This is a genomic window from Mitsuaria sp. MSU3D, from assembly GCF_056867975.1.
This window is the reverse complement of the sequence record NZ_CP200314.1, coordinates 6,581,471-6,600,724: the sequence shown is the minus strand read 5'-3', so window position 1 is coordinate 6,600,724 and position 19,254 is coordinate 6,581,471. Positions and strand designations below refer to the sequence as shown.

At 68.2% G+C, this 19,254-nt stretch carries 16 protein-coding genes; 4 read left to right on the top strand and 12 right to left on the bottom strand.

Annotated features, from left to right (window positions below; translation table 11 throughout):
* Window positions 1–358 precede the first annotated feature (358 nt).
* The 10 genes from AC1VNM_RS29070 to polA form a co-directional block, all read right to left on the bottom strand.
* Window positions 359–1,867 (bottom strand): tripartite tricarboxylate transporter permease, encoded by a 1,509-nt coding sequence (locus tag AC1VNM_RS29070; RefSeq protein WP_377156822.1) that lies wholly within the window; start codon window positions 1,865–1,867, stop codon window positions 359–361.
* A gap of 10 nt (window positions 1,868–1,877) precedes the next feature.
* Window positions 1,878–2,345: a tripartite tricarboxylate transporter TctB family protein gene (locus AC1VNM_RS29065; RefSeq protein WP_377156824.1), complete on the bottom strand. Its 468-nt coding sequence runs from the start codon at window positions 2,343–2,345 to the stop codon at window positions 1,878–1,880.
* A 227-nt stretch (window positions 2,346–2,572) separates the two neighbouring features.
* Complete coding sequence (tfpB, locus tag AC1VNM_RS29060; protein WP_483109214.1) at window positions 2,573–4,453, bottom strand: type IV pilus assembly ATPase TfpB; 1,881 nt, start codon at window positions 4,451–4,453, stop codon at window positions 2,573–2,575.
* A 2-nt stretch (window positions 4,454–4,455) separates the two neighbouring features.
* Entirely contained in the window at window positions 4,456–5,289 is an 834-nt protein-coding gene (locus AC1VNM_RS29055; protein ID WP_483109213.1) for a spermine/spermidine synthase domain-containing protein, read from the bottom strand.
* A gap of 40 nt (window positions 5,290–5,329) precedes the next feature.
* Window positions 5,330–5,866, bottom strand: coding sequence for a DNA-deoxyinosine glycosylase (locus tag AC1VNM_RS29050; RefSeq protein ID WP_483109212.1), 537 nt, complete (start codon window positions 5,864–5,866; stop codon window positions 5,330–5,332).
* Window positions 5,859–6,692: a TatD family hydrolase gene (locus AC1VNM_RS29045; protein WP_483109211.1), complete on the bottom strand. Its 834-nt coding sequence runs from the start codon at window positions 6,690–6,692 to the stop codon at window positions 5,859–5,861. Before AC1VNM_RS29045 ends, AC1VNM_RS29050 begins: the two co-directional genes overlap by 8 nt.
* Window positions 6,693–6,737: 45 nt before the next feature.
* Entirely contained in the window at window positions 6,738–7,628 is an 891-nt protein-coding gene (gene purU, locus AC1VNM_RS29040) for a formyltetrahydrofolate deformylase (RefSeq protein ID WP_377156833.1), read from the bottom strand.
* A 120-nt stretch (window positions 7,629–7,748) separates the two neighbouring features.
* The gene (locus tag AC1VNM_RS29035) at window positions 7,749–8,483 is read right to left on the bottom strand and encodes an ABC transporter ATP-binding protein (protein ID WP_483109210.1); all 735 of its coding nucleotides are present in this window, start codon (window positions 8,481–8,483) and stop codon (window positions 7,749–7,751) included.
* Window positions 8,476–9,744: a lipoprotein-releasing ABC transporter permease subunit gene (locus AC1VNM_RS29030; protein WP_483109209.1), complete on the bottom strand. Its 1,269-nt coding sequence runs from the start codon at window positions 9,742–9,744 to the stop codon at window positions 8,476–8,478. The genes AC1VNM_RS29035 and AC1VNM_RS29030 overlap by 8 nt, the downstream gene beginning before the upstream one ends.
* A 313-nt stretch (window positions 9,745–10,057) precedes the next feature.
* Window positions 10,058–12,835, bottom strand: a complete 2,778-nt coding sequence (gene polA / locus AC1VNM_RS29025; protein WP_483109208.1) for a DNA polymerase I — start codon at window positions 12,833–12,835, stop codon at window positions 10,058–10,060.
* A gap of 112 nt (window positions 12,836–12,947) precedes the next feature.
* Between polA and AC1VNM_RS29020 the strand changes: the two genes are divergently transcribed.
* The 4 genes from AC1VNM_RS29020 to AC1VNM_RS29005 all read left to right on the top strand — a co-directional run bounded on the left by AC1VNM_RS29020 (window position 12,948) and on the right by AC1VNM_RS29005 (window position 17,641).
* Window positions 12,948–13,292, top strand: a complete 345-nt coding sequence (locus AC1VNM_RS29020; protein ID WP_483109207.1) for a hypothetical protein — start codon at window positions 12,948–12,950, stop codon at window positions 13,290–13,292.
* Window positions 13,293–13,346: 54 nt separating this feature from the next.
* The gene (locus AC1VNM_RS29015; RefSeq protein ID WP_483109206.1) at window positions 13,347–14,330 is read left to right on the top strand and encodes a homoserine kinase; all 984 of its coding nucleotides are present in this window, start codon (window positions 13,347–13,349) and stop codon (window positions 14,328–14,330) included.
* Window positions 14,327–15,166, top strand: coding sequence for a BPSS1780 family membrane protein (locus tag AC1VNM_RS29010; RefSeq protein ID WP_377156843.1), 840 nt, complete (start codon window positions 14,327–14,329; stop codon window positions 15,164–15,166). The genes AC1VNM_RS29015 and AC1VNM_RS29010 overlap by 4 nt, the downstream gene beginning before the upstream one ends.
* 252 nt (window positions 15,167–15,418) lie before the next feature.
* Complete coding sequence (locus tag AC1VNM_RS29005; RefSeq protein ID WP_483109205.1) at window positions 15,419–17,641, top strand: PhoX family protein; 2,223 nt, start codon at window positions 15,419–15,421, stop codon at window positions 17,639–17,641.
* Window position 17,642: 1 nt separating this feature from the next.
* Here AC1VNM_RS29005 and AC1VNM_RS29000 read toward each other — a convergent pair whose 3' ends face one another.
* Complete coding sequence (locus AC1VNM_RS29000; protein ID WP_483109204.1) at window positions 17,643–18,899, bottom strand: HipA domain-containing protein; 1,257 nt, start codon at window positions 18,897–18,899, stop codon at window positions 17,643–17,645.
* A complete protein-coding gene (locus AC1VNM_RS28995; protein ID WP_377156847.1) occupies window positions 18,896–19,216 on the bottom strand; it encodes a helix-turn-helix transcriptional regulator in 321 nt (106 codons plus the stop codon). Before AC1VNM_RS28995 ends, AC1VNM_RS29000 begins: the two co-directional genes overlap by 4 nt.
* Window positions 19,217–19,254: the final 38 nt, after the last annotated feature.

The window sequence follows — 19,254 nt, the reverse complement described above, 5'->3', positions numbered from 1 at the left end:
AGCGAGATTATGAACGATTTCTTTCGAACCCGTCAAGCAGTCAGAGAAATTATTTTCATCAGCGACTGCGAGAATCTCGCCGTCAAATGAAACCCAGGACAAACCCGGTTAGTCATTCGACACCCCCGACAGTTCCTTCGGGGGCCGCTGCAAGACAGATGTCTGTGCAGCGAAGACAGCGACTGTAGCACGCTGATGAAGCGGCTCGCAAGAACTACAAGGGAAAGTTGTTGACAGCTGGCCGCGACTCGCACGGAGTACCGCTAAGCCCTTGTTTCTCCTGGAAGCCCAGCGGCGACACACCAAAAAAAGACCCGCCGAGGCGGGTCTTCGATGAAGCATGAGGGCGTCTGGCCGGTCAATCCGCGTCCTGGAACGCCTCGTCACGCTTGTTCTTGATGGACGGCAGCATCACCACCACCACCATCAGCGCCGCGGCGATCAGCAGGCCCGCCGACAGCGGCCGGGACAGGAAGGTGCTCCAGTCGCCGCGCGACAGCAGCAGCGCGCGACGCAGGTTCTCTTCCATCATCGGACCGAGGATGAAGCCCAGCAGCAGCGGGGCCGGCTCACAGCTCAGCTTGTAGAAGAGATATCCGACCACCGCGAACGCCGCCGTCATGAACACGTCGAAGTTGTTGTTGTTCAGCGTGTAGGTGCCGATGCAGCAGAACACCACGATCGCCGGGAACAGGAAGCGGTAAGGCACGGTCAGCAGCTTGATCCAGATGCCGATCAACGGCAGGTTCAGGATCACCAGCATCAGGTTGCCGACCCACATGGAGGCGATCAGCCCCCAGAAGAGTTCCGGGTTGCTGGTCATGACCTGCGGACCGGGCTGGATGCCCTTGATCGTCATCGCACCCACCATCAGCGCCATCACCGCGTTGGGCGGGATGCCCAGCGTCAGCATCGGGATGAAGGAGGTCTGTGCGCCGGCGTTGTTGGCCGATTCCGGACCCGCCACGCCCTGGATGGCGCCCTTGCCGAACTTCTCCGGGTGCTTGGAGATCTTCTTCTCCAGCGTATAGGCCGCGAACGATGCCAGCAACGCGCCGCCGCCGGGCAGCACGCCCAGCACCGAGCCCAGGGCCGTGCCGCGCAACACCGCCGGCCAGGCGTCATGGAAGTCCTGCTTGGTCGGCCACAGGCCCTTGACGCTCTTGGTGAAGACCTCGCGATGCTCGGCTGGCTGGCCGAGGTTCGCGATGATCTCGCCGAAGCCGAAGATACCCATCGCGATCACGACGAAGTTGATCCCGTCGGTCAGCTCTGGAACATCGAATGAGAAGCGCGGCGTCCCCGAGATCACGTCGGTGTTGATCTGGCCGAGCAGCAAGCCCAGCAGGATCATCGAGATCGCCTTGACCAGCGAGCCCGAGGCCAGCACCACGGCGCCGATCAGGCCCAGCACCATCAGCGAGAAGTACTCGGCGGGGCCGAACTTGAAGGCCAGCTCGGTCAGCGGCGGCGCGAACGCCGCGATGATGATCGTGCCGACGCAGCCGGCGAAGAACGAGCCCAGGCCAGCGGCCGCCAGCGCGGCGCCGGCGCGGCCTTGCCGGGCCATCTGGTAGCCGTCGATCGCGGTCACGACCGACGAGGACTCGCCGGGGACGTTGATCAGGATGGCCGTCGTCGAGCCGCCGTACTGCGCGCCGTAATAGATGCCGGCGAGCATGATCAGCGCCGGCGTCGCGTCCAGCGAGTAGATCGACGGCAGCAGCATCGCGATGGTCGCGACCGGGCCCAGGCCCGGCAGCACGCCGATCAGGGTGCCGAGCACCGCCCCGCCGAAGGCATACAGGAGGTTCTCCGGCGTGAACGCCGTGCCGAACCCCATCATCAGGTTGTTGATCAGATCCATGCGTGACTCCTCAGCCGCCCAGGAAGGTTGGCCAGATGGGGATCACCAGATTCAGACCCCAGATGAAGATCGCGTAGCTGCCCGCGGTCAGGACCACGCTGCTGAGCAGCGCATCGCGCCAGCGGAACTCGTCGCTGGCCAGCGAAGCGATCGTGATCAGCAGCGGCAGCGTGATGATCATGCCCAGTCGCGGCAGGGCGAGGCCGAACACGATGATCGCGCCGACGACGATCACCAGAGGCTTCCAGGCGAAGGCGCCGACGGGCTGGCCGCCCTCCGACTCGATCGTCAGTGCCTTGAACAGCACCACCGCCCCCAGCAGCGCGAGCAGCACGCCCAGCCCGAAGGGGAAGTAACCAGGCCCGGGGCGGGCCGAGGAGCCAAAGCTGTAGTTCGTTGCCGAGCCCCACGCGAACGCGACGCCAACGACCACGAACATCAGCCCTGACCAGAAGTCGCGTTGACTCTTGATCTTCATCGAGGGAACCTCTATCGGCTTGAATGGGCGCGATTCTAGGAATCGGGTCCCCATCGAGGTCTGTGGTTATCACGTAAGGGGTGACGCCGCACCTCGCACGGGGCGTATGGCGATCTTCACGCGCCCGCTCGGCACGGGCCTTGCGCGTTGTCTGCGCGGGCTTACCCGCCCCCACGAGCCTGGGGGGCGGCAAGCGGATGGATCCGGCTCCGGTCAGCCGGATCCGTTCAGGTCTCCCAGGTGGGCGTGCTGCGCAGCACCTCATCCATGGTCGTCAGCCCCTCGGCGACCTTCATCGCACCGCCCAGGCGCAGCGGGCGCAGGCCTTCCTGCACCGCCTGCCGGCGCAAGGCTGTCATGTCGGTGTTCGGGTGCAGGTGCTTGCGGATGCTGTCGGTCAGCAGAAGCAGCTCGTACAGCCCGGCACGTCCCCGGAAACCGGTGTTGCGGCAGTCCAGGCAGCCCACGGGCCGGTAAGGCTTGACGCCTCCGTTCAGGCGCCAGGGCTTGAGCATCTCGTTGAGCGAATCGCGCGTGACCTCCGGATCCGGCTCCTTGCAGTTCGGGCACAGCGTGCGCACGAGGCGCTGCGCCAGCACGCCGATCACCGTTGCATCGATCAGGTAGTTGGGCACGCCCAGGTCCACCATGCGGGTGATCGCGGAGGCCGAATCGTTCGTGTGCAGCGTCGAGAACACCAGGTGACCGGTCAGCGAGGCCTGGATCGCCATCTCCGCGGTCTCCAGGTCGCGGATCTCGCCGACCATGATGATGTCCGGGTCCTGCCGCATCAGCGCGCGCAGTCCCTCGGCGAAGTTGAAGTCGATGGTCGGCTGCACCTGCGACTGGTTGAACGAGGGCTCGATCATCTCGATCGGATCCTCGACGGTGCAGACGTTGACCTCGTCGGTCGCCAGGCGCTTGAGCGTCGAGTAGAGCGTCGACGTCTTGCCGCTGCCGGTCGGACCGGTCACGAGGATGATCCCGTGCGGCCGCGCGGTCAGTCGGTTCCAGCGTTCGGCGTCGTGGGTCGAGAATCCGAGCTGCGCCAGGTCCTTCACGGCGGTGTCGGGATCGAAGATCCGCATCACCATCTTTTCGCCGAAGGCGGTCGGCAGCGTCGACAGACGCATTTCCACCTCCTCGCCGGCCGGATTGCGCGTCTTGATGCGACCGTCGAGCGGGCGGCGCTTCTCGACCACGTCCATGCGCCCCAGCAACTTGATGCGCGCGGTCATCGCGCCCATCACCGTGGGCGGCAACTGGTAGACCGTGTGCAGCACGCCGTCGATGCGGAAGCGGATCACGCCCATCTCGCGGCGCGGCTCCAGGTGGATGTCGCTGGCGCGCTGATCGAAGGCGTACTGCCAGAGCCAGTCCACGACCTGCACCACGCCCTGGTCGTTGGCGTCGAGCTGGCGGTTGCTGCGACCGAGCTCGACGAGCTGTTCAAAGCTCGCCTGCTGGCTTGCCTCGCCGGATTTCGTCGCCGCGCGCACCGATCGCGCCAGCGTGAAGAACTCGGTCGTGAAGCGCGCGATCTCCTGCGGATTGGCCAGGGCCAGCTTCACGCGCTTGCGGGTGTGCGACTCGATCTGCGGAACCCAGCTGGTGTCCTGCGGTTCGGCGACCGCAATGGTCACTTCGGTCAGGCCGACCTGGATCGGCAGGCAGCGACGCGCCTCGGCGTAGCTGGCGGACATCACGTCGGCGACACGGCCGACGTCGACCTTCAGCGGATCGATGCGGACGTAGGGCAGCTTCAGGCGGCCCGCGAGCCATTCGGTCAGCGACTCGGTATCCAGCGATCGGCCATTGGTGATGCGCACGAGCCCGGCCGCGCCGAGCCGGGTCAGCGGATGCTGGGCGCTCTGGCTGGTGCCGAAGCGCGCCTCGGTGCGCTGGACCTGCTCCTGGTCGATCACGCCGTCCTCGGCCAGCCAGTGCAGCAACTGGCGCCAATCGAGCCGCGTGCCGCCGGCCTCGGCGGCCTTGGGCTTGGCGGGTGGGGCCGGCGGCGCCGGGAGGGGTGCGGCCGCCTTCGCTGCGGGAGCGGGAGCGGGCGCAGCGCTCTTGTCGCCGTGAGGCGTCGACGTGTTGTGTTTCATGGTCACTCGTCAGAGTCGACGGCCGCAGCCGCGTGGAGCTGATGGATCACGTTCATCGGCAGCGGCCGCACCAGCTTGAGCCACTTGGTGGCCGGCAGGTCATGGCGGGCCTCGATGTGGGCGGCGCGCTGTTCGAGCACCTCGCGCTCCGGCACCGCCACGCCGCGCCCCGCGACGACGATGGTATTGCCCTCGCGGGTCGGCGTCAGGTGCCAGACCTGGTCGGAGCCGAACACCTTCGCGATCCGCGCCGCGCTGCGCGTGAAGCTGGCGCTGCGGCCAAAGAGGTTGACCGTCATCAGCCCGCCGTCGGCGAGCACGCGATGGCAGTCGGCATAGAAGGCCTCGTCGTCGAGGACCGGTGCGGCCGCCTCATGGTCGTAGAGGTCGACGTTGAGCACCTGCGCACTGCCCCAGTGCTCCGCGTCGGCCACCCACGCGCCGGCATCCTCGTTGATCACGCGCAGCCGGTCGTCGTCGTCGGGCAGGTGGAACCAGTGCCGGTTGGCGCTGATGACGGTCGGGTTGATCTCGACCGCCGTGGTCTTCATCTTCAACTGCTTGCGACAGAAGCGCGTCAGCGCGCCGGCGCCCAGGCCGAGCTGCACCGCCTGCCCGCTGGTCATCTCGCGGACATCGCGCCAGAGCATCCAGGCCATCATCCGCTGAACGTATTCCAGCTCGAGCTTCTCCGGCTTCTTGAGCCGCATGGCGCCCTGGACCCAGATCGAATCGAGGTGAAGGAAACGCACGCCGTCGAATTCACTCAGCGTCGCTTCCACCCAGTCGGTCCTTCTGCCGCTCTTGTCCTTCTTCGAGTCCCGTTGCTTGCTCACGGCTGTCGTTCCCATGCCGGGTCCGCGGGGCCCGGTCTCGTCATCTGTCGGTCGATGGCCCGGCGAGCTCTCGCCAGGCGCGAAACTTGGCATCGTAGGGCATCGTGTAGGCCGGGCTGGAGCTGGGGAGCCCCAGCACACGGTAACGGGCTGCAAGAGGTCCGAGCTGCTTCAGCCCGAAGCGCAAGGCCGTGCCCCCGTTGAAGCCGATCGTGCGCAGCGCCGGCAGTTCCTGCAGCAGCCGGCCGAGGTCGCTGGCGAAGGGATTGCGGATGGCGCTGTCGAGGCTGCCTTCACGCTCGGTCTCGGTGATCACGTCCCAGACCGCGACGCGGTGGGCGCGCAATGCGGCGAGGCGCTCGGGGTAACCCATCGCGACGAGGTCGACGCCGAAGACCTCGCCGACCAGCCGCCAGAACTGGTTGCGCGGATGGCCGTAATACTGCTGCGCCTGCAGCGAGGCGACACCGGGAAAGCTCCCCAGCAGCAGCCATTCGGCGTCCGGCGCGTGGACGGGCGCGAGCCCCTGCCAGCGGGCAGGTTCGCGCAGGTCGGGAGCGCCGGGCGTGTCAGCCATTCGCGCGAGCGGCATCCAGCGCGCCCAGGCGCGGCAGCGCGGTGCGCGCATTGCGGCCCGTGATCTCGGCCGCTTCCTCCAGCGTCCAGCCCCGCAGCCCGGCGAGCACCGCGCCGATCCGTGGCAGCTCTCCCGGCTCGTTGCGAGAAGTGGCGCCTGCGGCGCGCTCCTCGGCCGTGCGGTACAGCCAGTGCGGCGGGATGTCCGGCGCATCCGTCTCGAGGACCAGCGCCTCCGCCGGCAGCTCCGCGGCGAGCCGGCGGATCTGCAGCGAACGGTCGAAGGTGAGCGTGCCGCCGAAGCCGAGCTTGAAGCCGAGGTCGATGAAGGCATCGGCCTGCTGCCGGCTGCCGTTGAATGCGTGACCGATGCCGCCGGTCTGCAATCCGATGCGACGCAGTCCGCCGAGCAGTTGATCGGCGCTGCGACGCACATGGAGGATCACCGGCAGCCCATGCCGCTTCGCGAGCTTCAGCTGCTCGACGTAGAAATGCTGCTGCGTGGCCGCGTCGAGGTCCTTGACGAAGAAGTCCAGCCCGATCTCGCCGATGCCGACCAGGCGCGGGTCGTCTCGGCACTCGGCCAGCATCCGATCGAGGCGGCCGAGGTCCTCGTCGCGCGCGTGCATCACGTACAACGGGTGGATGCCCAGCGCGTAGCTCACGCCATGCGCATGCGCGAGCGCCCTCACCGACTCGAAGTTGCCCGCGACCACCGCCGGGATCACGATCTGCGACACGCCCGCCGCCACGGCGCGCGCGACCACGGCGTCGCGGTCGGCGTCGAACTCCGAGGCGTCGAGGTGGCAGTGCGTGTCAGTCCACATGGCGACACCAGGAAAGGTTGGAAGAGACGCGGACCTTCGCGTCGCTCAGCGGAAGACCACCGTGCGATGGCCGTTGAGCAGCACGCGGTGCTCGGCGTGCCATTGGATCGCGCGGGCGAGCGTCACGCATTCGACGTCGCGGCCGATCGCCACGAGCTGGTCCGGCGTCATCGAGTGGTCGATGCGGGCGACGTCCTGCTCCACGATCGGCCCCTCGTCGAGATCCGAGGTCACGTAGTGCGCAGTCGCGCCGATGAGCTTGACGCCGCGCTCGTGGGCCTGGTGGTACGGACGCGCGCCCTTGAAGCTGGGCAGGAAGCTGTGATGGATGTTGATCGCGCGCCCTTCCAGGAAGCGGCACAACTCCGGCGACAGGATTTGCATGTAGCGCGCCAGCACGACGAGGTCGATCTGCTGCTCCTCGATCAGCTCGCGGAGCTTGCGTTCCTGCGCCTGCTTCTGCTCGTCGCTCGCCTGCAGCAGCGGCAGGTGGTGGAACGGAATGTCGTGCGACGCGGCCAGCTGATAGAAGTCGCGGTGGTTCGACACGATGGCCGGGATCTCGATCGCCAGATGGCCGGTCTGCACGCGGAACAGCAGATCGTTCAGGCAGTGGCCGAGCTTGGACACCAGCAGCAGCACGCGCGTCTTGCGCTGCGCGTCGACCAGTTCCCAATCCATGGCCAGCCGCGCCGCCAGCGGCGCGAAGGCGTCGCGCAGCGCGGATGCCGGGCGGGCCTCGGCGCACTCGAACTCGATGCGCATGAAGAAGCGGCGGTGATCGGCGTCGCCGTGCTGGGCCGAGGTCAGGATGTTGGCGCCCTGCTCGAGCAGGATGCCGGTGACGGCGTGGACGATGCCGGCCTGGTCGGGACAGCTGAGCTTCAGGATGAAGCGGGTGGACGGGGATTCCGAGGAAGGCTTCGAGGCGGTCATGATGACGCGCATCGTAATGCAGTGGTCGTGCCGCACCGGCCCAGGCGCGGGCGGAACGAGCGGCCGCGGCCTCGCGATCGGGCAACCCAGCCTCGGCGGCAACGCCGAGGCGCCAGGTCCTCAGGCCGCGAGTGGCTGCAGCGCGCCGCCGACCAGCCGGCGCTGGTGCTCGCAACGGGCCGCCAGGTCCTGGTCGTGGGTCACCATCACGAAGGCGGTGCCCAGCTCGCGGGCCATCTCGAGCATCAGGTCGAAGACCGTCGCGGCCGTGGAGCGGTCGAGGTTGCCGGTGGGTTCGTCGGCCAGGACGCAGGCCGGGCCCGTGACCAGTGCGCGGGCGATCGCCACGCGCTGACGCTCGCCGCCGGAGAGTTCGCCCGGTCGATGCAGCACGCGGGGGCCGAGCCCCACGCGCGTCAGCACCTTCGCGGCCTGTTCGCGCGCCTGCTCCTGCGGGACACGGCGGATGCGCAGCGGCATCGCGACGTTGTCCAGCGCGCTGAATTCCGGCAGCAGGTGGTGGAACTGGTAGATGAACCCGAGGTGCTGGTTGCGCCAGTCGCCGCGGGCCTTCTCGCCGAGCGTGCCGAGGTCGCGTCCCATCAGTTCGACGCGGCCGGCGGACGGCTTGTCCAAGCCGCCGAGCAGATGCAGCAGCGTGCTCTTGCCCGACCCCGAGGCGCCGAGCACCGCCAGCGTCTCGCCGGCCTTCACGGTGACGTCGAGGCCGTGGAAGACCTGCACATCGAGCGGTCCTTCGACGAAGCGCTTGCCCAGCCCCTGCCCTTGCAACACCACCCGTCCGGCGGGGATGCGGGCGGCTGCTGGCGTTGCGTTCTTCTTGGCGTCATTCATAACGCAGCGCCTCCGCGGGCTGGACGCGGCTGGCGCGCCAGCTCGGATAGACCGTCGCGACGAATGCCAGGATCAGCGAGGTCACGGTGATGGGCACGATGTCGGACCACTGCGGGTCGCTCGGCATGTGGCTGATGACGTAGATGCTGGCCGGCAGGAAGGTGGTGTGCAGCAGCTTCTCGATGGTGGGAACGATCACGTCCAGGTTGTGCGCGACGACCAGCCCCAGCCCGAGTCCGCCCAAGGTGCCGATCACGCCAGCCAACGCGCCCTGGATCATGAACACGCCCATGATCGAACGCGGGCTGGCGCCCAGCGTGCGCAGGATGGCGATGTCGGCCTGCTTGTCGGTCACCGTCATCACCAGCGTCGACACCAGGTTGAACGCGGCCACCGCGACGATCAGCGTCAGGATGATGCCCATCATCCGCTTCTCGACCTGGACCGCGTCGTACCAGTTGGCGTTGGTGCGGGTCCAGTCGCGGACGTAGATCGCCTGCCCGGCCTGCAGCATCTCGCGCTGCAATTGCGCGCCGACCTGGCGGGCCAGTTGCACGTCGCGCAGTTTCAGCTGCACGCCGCTCGGCGTGCCAGTGCGGAACAGCTTGGCGGCATCGCCCACATGGATGAGCGCGAGGCCACTGTCGTACTCGTAGTGCCCGGCCTCGAAGACGCCCACCAGCGTGAACTGCCGCAGCGTCGGCTGCACGCCCAGCGGCGTCACCTGCCCCGACGGGATCGCCAGCGTGATCTTGTCGCCGCGCTGCACGCCCAGTTGCCGCGCCAGCTCGATGCCCAGGATGATGTTCCATTGGCCCGGCTGCAGGCGCTCCAGCAGGCCGTCCTTCGCCAGCTTCTCGGCGATCGGCGTCACCGTCGGCTCCAACGCCGGATCGATGCCCCGAACGATCGTGCCGCGCATGTCCGAGCCCCGCGCGATCAGCGCCTGGCCCGACACGAACGGCGCGGCGGCGGCGACCTCGGGATTCTTCTTCGCCTGGTCCGCAACCGCTCGCCAATCAGGAAGACCCTCGCCCGTGTCGCTCAGCAACTCCACGTGCGCAATCACGGACAGCATCCGCTCACGCACCTCCTTCTGGAAGCCGTTCATCACCGACAACACAATGATCAACGCGGCAACGCCCAGCGCAATGCCGAACATCGACACGCCAGAGATGAAGGAAATGAAGCGGTTGCGGCGCCCTCCACGCCCAGCTCGCGTGTAACGCCAGCCGATCTGCAACTCATAGGGCCAATTCATAGGGGGTGGATGCTAACCGCTCGCCCTACCCTCGCCGCTTAGGACTGGCTGATGCGCAACGGACTCCGGGGCGGGCCCCAGGCCGTTGGCGCATCTCGCGGGGGCGCCAACTCGCGCCGCTCACCTGCGGTTCGCTGTGCTCGGACAGACGGCGCCCCAGTCAGTTTTTGGAGGCTCAATGCGCCAACGGCCTGGGGCCCGCCCCGGAGTCCGCGATGCGTCGAGGCCTGCGGAAGAGGAGCCATGCGGTTTCCTTCTTGTCCCCTCTCCCGCTTGCGGGAGAGGGAGGGGTGAGGGCCAGCGACGGTGGCAGTCAGTGCGCCTCGTCCCAGTTGGCGCCGACGCCAACTTCGGCCAGCAGCGGCACCTTCAGCGCGGCGACGCCGGCCATCAGCGTCGGCACCTCGGACTTCACCCAGTCCAGTTCCTCGTCCGGCACCTCGAAGACCAGTTCGTCGTGCACCTGCATGACGATCTTCGTCTTCTTGCCCTGCTCGTCCAGCGCCTGCTGCACGGCAATCATCGCCAGCTTGATCAAGTCGGCGGCCGTGCCCTGCATCGGCGCGTTGATGGCCTGGCGCTCGGCGCCGCTGCGGCGCGGACCATTGCCCGAGTTGATCTCCGGCAGCCACAGACGTCGCCCGAAGACGGTCTCGACATAGCCCTTCTCCTTGGCGAACTGCTTCGTGTCGTCCATGTAGCTCCGCACGCCCGCGAAACGCGTGAAGTAGCGGTCGATGTAGTCCTTCGCCGCCTTCTGCTCGATGCCCAGCGACTGCGCCAGCCCGAACGCGCCCATGCCGTAGATCAGACCGAAGTTGATCGTCTTCGCATAGCGCCGCTGCTCGGGCGTGACGGCATCCAGGCCGCCGCCGAAGACCTCGGCCGCCGTCGCGCGGTGCACGTCCTGCCCTTCCTGGAACGCCTTCAGCAGGCCCGGGTCCTCGCTCATGTGCGCCATGATCCGCAGCTCGATCTGCGAATAGTCCGCCGACACGATGTGGTGTCCCGTCGGCGCGATGAAGGCCTCGCGCACGCGGCGACCATCGGCCGTGCGGATGGGGATGTTCTGCAGGTTGGGCTCGTTGCTGGACAGGCGTCCCGTCACCGCCACGGCCTGCGAGTAGGTCGTGTGCACGCGGCCCGTCCGGGCGTTGACCATCAGCGGCAGCTTGTCCGTGTAGGTGCTCTTGAGCTTGGACAGCGCGCGGTACTCGAGGATCTTGGCCGGCAGCGGGAAGTCCGCGGACAGCTTCTCAAGCACCTCCTCGTCCGTCGACGGCGCCCCGGTCGCGGTGCGCTTCACCACCGGCAGGCCGAGCCGGTTGAACAGGATCTCGCCGATCTGCTTGGGCGAGCCGATGTTGAACGGCTGACCCGCGATCTCGTAAGCCGCCTGCTCCGCCGCCACCATGCGCTGACCGAGGTCGGCGCTCTGCGCCTGCAGCCGGCCGGCATCGATCAGCACACCGGTGCGCTCGATCCGCGCCAGCAGCGCCGACACCGGCATCTCGATCTGCTCGTAGATGAACTTCAGGCCGGCGTCGGCCTCCAGGCGCGGCATCAGCGTCTGGTGCACGTGCAGGCACATCTCGGAGTCCTCGCAGGAGTACTCCGACGCCTTCGCCACCTCGACCTGCGCGAACGGGATCTGGTGCGCGCCCTTGCCGCACAGGTCCTCGTAGCTCAGGCCCTTGCGGCCCAGCACGCGATCGGCCAGGGCCTCCAGGCCGTGGCTGCGATGCGCCTCCAGCACGTAGCTCTCCAGCATCGTGTCGAAGGCGGTCCCCTGGACCGCGATGCCGTGGTTGGCCAGCACGTGGGTGTCGTACTTGACGTTCTGCGCGACCTTCTTCTTCAGCGGATCCTCGAGCCAGGGCTTGAGCTTCGCGAGCACCTCGTCCATCGGCAGTTGCTCGGGCGCGTCCGGGCCGTCGTGGCGGATCGGGATGTAGGCGGCCTCCCCCGGCTTCACGCTGAAGCTGATGCCGACGATGCGCGCCTGCATCGGATCCAGCGAGTCGGTCTCGGTGTCGAAGGCGGCCAGTTCGGCGGCGTTCAGCTGCTCGATCCAGGCGTCGAGCCGGGACATGTCGACGATGGTCTCGTAGCGCTTGTCGACGGGGATCGCTGGATGCTGGACCTCGGCATAGGGATCGGTCGGGCGCGCGGCACCGAGGTCCGCTTCCGGCGCGGCACGCTTGGGCGCCTCGCCGCCGAGCTTGCCTTCCAGGTCGCGCTTCCAGGTCTTGAAGCCGTTGCGCGTGTAGAACTCCAGCAGGCCGGCTTCGTCGACCGGGTTGAAGGCCAGCGCCTCCAGCGCCGGCCAGCCCGCGACGTGCACGCACAGGTCGCAGTCGACCTTCACCGTCACCAGCTTGCGCCCCATCGGCAGCCAGTCCAGCGCCTTGCGCAGGTTCTCGCCGGCGACGCCCTTGATCTGGTCCGCGTGGGCGATCACGCCGTCCAGCGAGCCGTGCTCGGCGATCCACTTGGCGGCGGTCTTCGGGCCGACCTTCTCGACGCCGGGCACGTTGTCCACCGTGTCGCCCATCAGGGTCAGGTAGTCGATGATGCGATCCGGCGGCACGCCGAACTTGGCCAGCACGCCGGCCTCGTCCAGCTTCTCGTTGCTCATCGTGTTGATCAGCGTGACGTCCGGCGTCACCAGCTGCGCCAGGTCCTTGTCGCCGGTCGAGATCACCACCTGGTGGCCCGCCTGCGCCGCCACCCGCGACAGCGTGCCGATGCAGTCGTCGGCCTCGACGCCGGGCACCGTCAGGACGGGCCAGCCCAGCAGCTTCACCACCTCGTGGATCGGCTCGATCTGCTCGCGCAGCGCGTCGGGCATCGGCGCGCGCTGGGCCTTGTAGTCGGGGTACCACTCGTCGCGGAAGGTCGGGCCGGACGCGTCGAAGACGCAGGCGGCATGTTCGGCGCCGTAGTCGTCGCGCAGCTTCTTCAGCATGGCCACCATGCCGTGGATGGCACCGGTGGGCTGCCCGCCGGGACCGCGCAGGTCGGGCATGGCATGGAACGCGCGGTAGAGGTAGCTGGACCCGTCGACCAGCAGCATCAGAGGTTTGCTCATCCCGACATTGTTGCAGGCGCGCGGCGCCCGGACTGGCAGGAGACCGGGACTTCAACCGGCACTCGCCCGGGGGCGGGGTTTTCCTGGGGCGAGCCTTAGAATCGGCTCCACCATGAAAACCACCCGCCTCGCCCCTCTGTTCGCCGTCCTGGCCGCCTTCGCGTTCCAGGCTCACGCGGCCGACGCGCCGGCTCCGGTCCCGGCCCCCGCCGAGCCCGCGAAGTTCCGCGACGTGCCCGAGGTGAAGGTCGAACAGCTCGTCAACGAAGACGACAAGGTCCGCATCGAGGAAACCCGGGTGAGGGGCCTGACCCAAAAGGTCGTGGTCAAGAACAAGGACAGCAAGGCGCCCGAGTACGAGATCCTGCTCGGCGACACCGGTCGCGACATCCCCACCCGCCAGGGCGACGACCGCGGCAACGCGGGCGCGCGGGTCTGGCGCCTCTTCAATTTCTGACCCGTCGAGGCTGATCCGCCGCGGTCGGCCCCCGGTCCGTTCTTTTTCCTTTTCATGGCCGTATTCACCGACGTCTCGACCGAGCAGGCGCAAGCGCTGCTGGACACGCTGGCCCTGGGCGAACTGCAATCGCTCAAGGGGATCACTGCCGGTATCGAGAACACCAACTACTTCGTCACCACGACGCGCGGCGGCGAGCAGCACGAGTACGTGCTGACGATCTTCGAGCGCCTGAGCTTCGAGCAACTGCCCTTCTACCTGGAGCTGATGCGGCACCTCGCGCGCAAGGGCGTGCCGGTGCCCGCGCCGCAGCCCGACGCGCAGGACCGCATCCTGCACACCGTGGCCGGCAAGCCGGCGGCGGTCGTGGACAAGCTGCGTGGCGGGCATCAGCTGGCCCCGGACGTGTTCCATTGCGAGCAGGTCGGCGCCGGGCTCGCCCGGATGCATCTGGCCGGCCAGGACTTCCCGCTGCACCAGGACAACCTGCGCGGCCTGCCCTGGTGGCGTGAGACGGTGCCCGTCGTGCTGCCGCACCTGACGCCCGAACAGGCCGCGCTGCTGAGCGCCGAACTGGCCTTCCAGGAGCAGCTCGCTCCCGGCGCCGCGGCGCTGCCACGCGGCCCCGTCCACGCGGACCTGTTCCGCGACAACGTGATGTTCGACGGGCTGCCCGGGCGCGAGAAGCTCAGCGGCTTCTTCGACTTCTACTTCGCCGGCGTCGACAGCTTCCTGTTCGACCTCTGCGTCTGCCTGAACGACTGGTGCATCGACCTGGACAGCGGCCGCCTCGACGAGCAGCGCGCCGGCGCCTTCGTCAAGGCCTACGAGTCGGTGCGCCTGCTCACCGGTGCCGAGCACCGCCTGCTGCCCGGCCTGCTGCGCGCGGCGGCGCTGCGCTTCTGGATCTCGCGGCTGTGGGACTTCCACCTGCCGCGCGAGGCCAGCCTCCTCAAACCCCACGATCCCACCCATTTCGAGCGCGTCCTGCGCGAGCGCATCGCCAGGCCCTGGCATGCGCTGGAGTCCTTGTCATGATCCTGCACCTGCAAACGGTCCCGCCGCGCAACGGCCTGCTCTGGGTGCGCCACGGGCTGAAGGTGCTGCGGCGCAAGCCGATCGCGCTGATCGGGCTGTTCGCCGTGTTCCTGCTGGTCTCCTCGGTGCTGCAGCTGGTGCCGCTGCTGGGTCAACTGGTCGTGCTGGCGGCGCTGCCGCTGGTGTCGCTGTCCTTCATGCTGGCGTCGCACCAGGTGCTGCAGTCGCATACGCCGACGGCCGCCGTCTTCGCGCAGCCGCTGCAGCTGACCAAGGAACGGCGCCGCGACCAGTTGATCCTCGGCCTGCTCTACGCGGTCAGCACGATCGCCGTGATGTTCCTGGCGCACTGGCTGGACGGCGGCGCCCTGGTGCGCGCGGTCGAGCAGGTGGCCGCGGCGGGCAGCGCCGCCAAGCCCGATCAGAAGGCGATCGAGGCCACCATCGCCGATCCCTCGCTGACCACCGGCATCGGCCTGCGGCTGCTGCTGACGGGCCTGATCTCGATCCCGTTCTGGCACGCGCCGGCGCTGATCCACTGGGGCGGCCAGGGCGTGCTGCAGGCCCTCTTCTCCAGCACGCTGGGGGTGTGGCGCAACAAGGGCGCCTTCGCGCTGTCGGGCCTGGTCTGGGTCGGGCTGACCTTCGGCGCGACGATGGTGCTGACCATCGTCGGCATGCTGCTCGGCCTGGCCAATCTGCTGCCCTTCCTGCTCGTGCCGCTGGCGATGATCCTGACGACGGCGTTCTACTGCTCGCTGTACTTCACCTTCATCGACTGCTTCATGTTCGGCGCACCGAAAGACCTGCCCGAGACGCCGGTCACGCCGGCCTGAACACAGGTGTGAACGCGGTTCCGAACCCAGACCTGAGCGCAGACCTGGACGCAGATCGCCCGACGTCACCTGAAAGCAGGTGCCGGGTCTTGCCTCTGCGCTGGCCTCGGCGCCTGCCCGTCGCATCCCCGGTCATTGCTTCGCCATTCGCACGGCCATGCGTCGAAGGAATTGCTAACGGCTTTTTCACGTCACCGTCACTTGCTCTTCGCAGAATCCGCCCGCCTTTCCATTGCAGCGGAGCCTTCACGAATGAGCAAGCAGCACGACATCGTTGCCAGCCAAGACAGCATCAACGAGTACGACGAGGACGCGGTCCTCAATCCGTCCGCCAACCCGCATTTCGATGACATCCTCGCCGCACGTCTGTCGCGGCGCGTCGCCCTCAAGGGCGGCATCACCACGGCGGCGTCCGCGCTGCTGGGCGGCTCGATCCTGAGCGCCTGCGGCAGCAGCGACGATTCGCCCGCGCCGGCCCCCGCGCCCGCCCCGGCGCCGCAGCCGGCCCCGCTGAAGATCGGCTTCACCGCCGTCGCCAAGAACAAGAACGACCTGGTGACCGTGGCCGACGGCTACAACGTCAGCATCCTGCACGCGCTGGGCGACCCGCTGCACTTCGGCGACACGTCCTGGCAGGACGACGGTTCCGAATCGGCCGAGTCCTACAACCGCCGTGTCGGCGACGGTCACGACGGCATGTACTGGTTCGGCCTGAGCGACGCCGGTGCCTTCGACGCCAAGCGCTCGGACCGCGGCCTGCTGGCCGTCAACCACGAGTACGTCGTCGCCCCGTACGGCCTGCACCCGGCCGGCCGCGCCGCCGGCGCCGCGCGCAACGCCACCGAGGTCGAGAAGGAAATCTACGCCCACGGCATCTCCGTGGTCGAAGTCAAGCGCGACGCCACGGGCACCGGCATGAGCATGGTGCGCGGCTCGCGCTACAACCGCCGCGTGACCTCGGCCACGACGATGGACATCACCGGCCCGGCCAAGGGCAACGTCCAGCTGCAGACGCTGTTCAGCCCGACGGCTGTCCAGACCCGCGGCACCAACAACAACTGCGCCAACGGCTACACCCCGTGGGGCACCTACCTGACCTGCGAGGAGAACTACCTCAACGTGATCAGCCGTGCCGCCGGCGACGACGCGCAGCGCAGCGCCAAGGACGTGGCCAGCCTCAACCGCTACGGCCTGCCGCAGAACCGCAAGAGCCCCTACCTGTGGGAAACGGCCGGCACCGCCGACCTCTTCGCGCGCTGGAACTCGTCGGTCACCGGCGCCGCCGCGACCGCCGACTACCGCAACACGATCAACACCTTCGGCTGGGTGGTCGAGATCGATCCGTTCGCGCCGGACTCCGTCCCCGCCAAGCGCACCGCGCTGGGCCGCTTCAACCATGAAGGCGCCTGGCCCGCCGAGGCCGTCGCCGGCAAGCCGATCGTCATCTACATGGGCGACGACTCGCGCAACGAGTACATCTACAAGTTCGTCTCCAAGGCCAACTGGGATGCGGCCGACGTCGGCAAGGGCATGGCCGCCGGCGCCAAGTACCTGGACGAAGGCACGCTCTACGTGGCCAAGTTCAACGCCGACGGCAGCGGCACCTGGGTCGAGCTGAGCTTCGGCAAGAACGGCCTGGACGCCGCCAACGCGACCTACGCCTTCGCCGACCAGGGCGACGTGCTGATCAACGCGCGCATCGCGGGCGACATCGTCGGCGCCACGAAGATGGATCGTCCGGAGTGGGGTGCGGTGCACCCGACCAACGGCGAGATCTACATGACGCTGACCAACAACAGCAACCGCGTGGCCAACACCGCGACCCCGACCGGCAACCAGCTCAAGCCGGACGCCGCGAACCCGCGCTACTACGAGGATCTCAAGGGCACGACCTCGCAGAAGGGCAACCCCAACGGTCACATCATCCGCTGGAAGGAAGATGCGGCGGACGTCACCAAGCTGACGTGGGATGTCTACCTGTTCGGCGCGCAGGCCGATGCGGCCGCGGACGTCAACCTGTCGGCGCTGGCGGACAGCAACGACTTCTCCAGCCCCGACGGCCTGTACTTCGACAAGCGCGGCATGTTGTGGATCCAGACCGATGACGGCGCCTACACCGACATCACCAACTGCATGATGCTGGCGGCGCTGCCGGGCAAGGTCGGCGACGGCGGCGTGGCCACGGCCGCCGGCGGCACGCAGACCCGCGCGGGCGCCAAGGCGACCTCGGATACCCTGCGCCGCTTCCTGGTCGGCCCGAAGGAGTGCGAGATCACCGGCATCGCCATGACGCCGGACGCCAAGACGCTGTTCTTCAACGTCCAGCACCCGGGCGAGGAAACCACGCCGGACTGGAACGCGAAGACCTTCGGCAGCTACTGGCCGGCCAACCAGGCCGACCCGACGGTGAAGAAGCGTCCGCGTTCCGCGACGGTGGTCATCACCCGCAAGGACGGCGGCGAGATCGGGATCTGATCTAGCGGGCGATGTCCGACGCGAGGGCGGCCTGACGGTCGCTCTCGCCGAGGATCCGACCGAGCAGGCCCTCGATCACGGGCCGCGGCGCCTCGACTGCGAGCTCTTCGGCCACCACTTCCGCCTGTGCGCGCACCAGCTCGCACAGGCGTTTCAATTCCAGCGTGATGCTGCGGGGCGCGATGTCGCAGTCGCGCGCGAAGTCGGCCCAAGCCTGCGCATCAAATGCGCGCGCGTTGTGGGCGCCATGGGCGCCATGGGCGCCACAGGCCAAGCCATGAGCCGGTGCCACGCGCAGCCCCCCGTGATCGACGAAGAACGACAGGTCCTCCGCCCCTGAGCCTTCGCTGCCGATGAGCTGGCGGAACATCGTCCAGCGCAGCAGCGCGCGGCTGTCGACCAGCGGCGTGGGGCTGTGCGCCAACAGCGAGAAGAGTTGCGCCAGTGACACTCCATCCCGATCAGCTGGCGGCACGCCGAGCGCCTGACAGGCGCTGATCGCATGCAGGCGCCGCACGCGGCCGTCCTCGAGCCGCTGCCGATCGAAGCGCTCGACCAGCAGCACAGGCTCCGGCACGCGATGCAGCTGCACCGGCGCCACGTCCAGGCCCACGCGCGCGGCGAGTCGCATGCAGAAGAATTCGTTGAAGGGCTGAGCGCCCGATCCCTGCGCCTCAGGCGCCGGCTTCAACACGTGCGTCGACGCCATCTGCGGTCCGTCGACGAAGTGCCAGCCGCCGTCCCGCTCGACGTAGACCGCGAGCTTGTCCCGCTCCCCACCGAGCGCGCCGCGTACCTGTCCGTCCCAGACGGCGAAGGGCAGCTCATCGCGATGGCGGAGGCGCTCCGACAGTTCGTCGCGTGCGATCGCCCGTTGCACCGGCCCTGCCGGTCGTTGAAGCCCATCCGCGATCAGCCGCACCGCGCCGGCCAGATCCCGCCCCATGAGGCGCATCGCGCCGAAGCAGTCGTCGGAGCTCAGTCCCAGCGCGGCGAAGGTCCGCGACCGGGCGTCTCCGGCGGGCAGCAGATGATCGAAGAACGCGAGCACGGCGTCCGCCGTGGACTCGCTGCCCGGTCCGCCGCGCGGCGGCATCGGCAGCGACGGTGCCAGCGGAAAGGCCAGCACTTCCGAGGTCCATCGTTCGAGGTAAGCCAGCGACAGCCTGCGCGGCGACTCCGTCTGCCCCAGTGGCGCATCGGCCGCTCTCAGCCAGCCCACTTCATGCTCGTCGAGCCAGACCTCCAGACCGTTCATGCATCGTCATCCAGGTCGGAGAACTTCGAGTCGCGTGCGGTGCGGATCGCGCGTCTGACGACCTCCCGCTGCTGCGACGGGACGGCGAACAGACTCACGCCGAGCGCCCTCGCCGCCTTGAGCACGGTGGACAGGCTGACGCCGCCCTGGCCGGTCTCGATGTTGATCAGCGTCTGGCGCGACATGCCCAGCGCCTCGGCGGCTTCGACCAGCGGCAGCCTCGCCGTGGTGCGCGCGGCGCGGACGGCGGCGCCCAGCGCCAGCGCGTCCTCGACCATCGGGTCGTCGGGGGGATCAATCGGTACAACAGTGCGCATGGAGATTCCAGGATCAAAGACGTATTCGCCGGATCTCC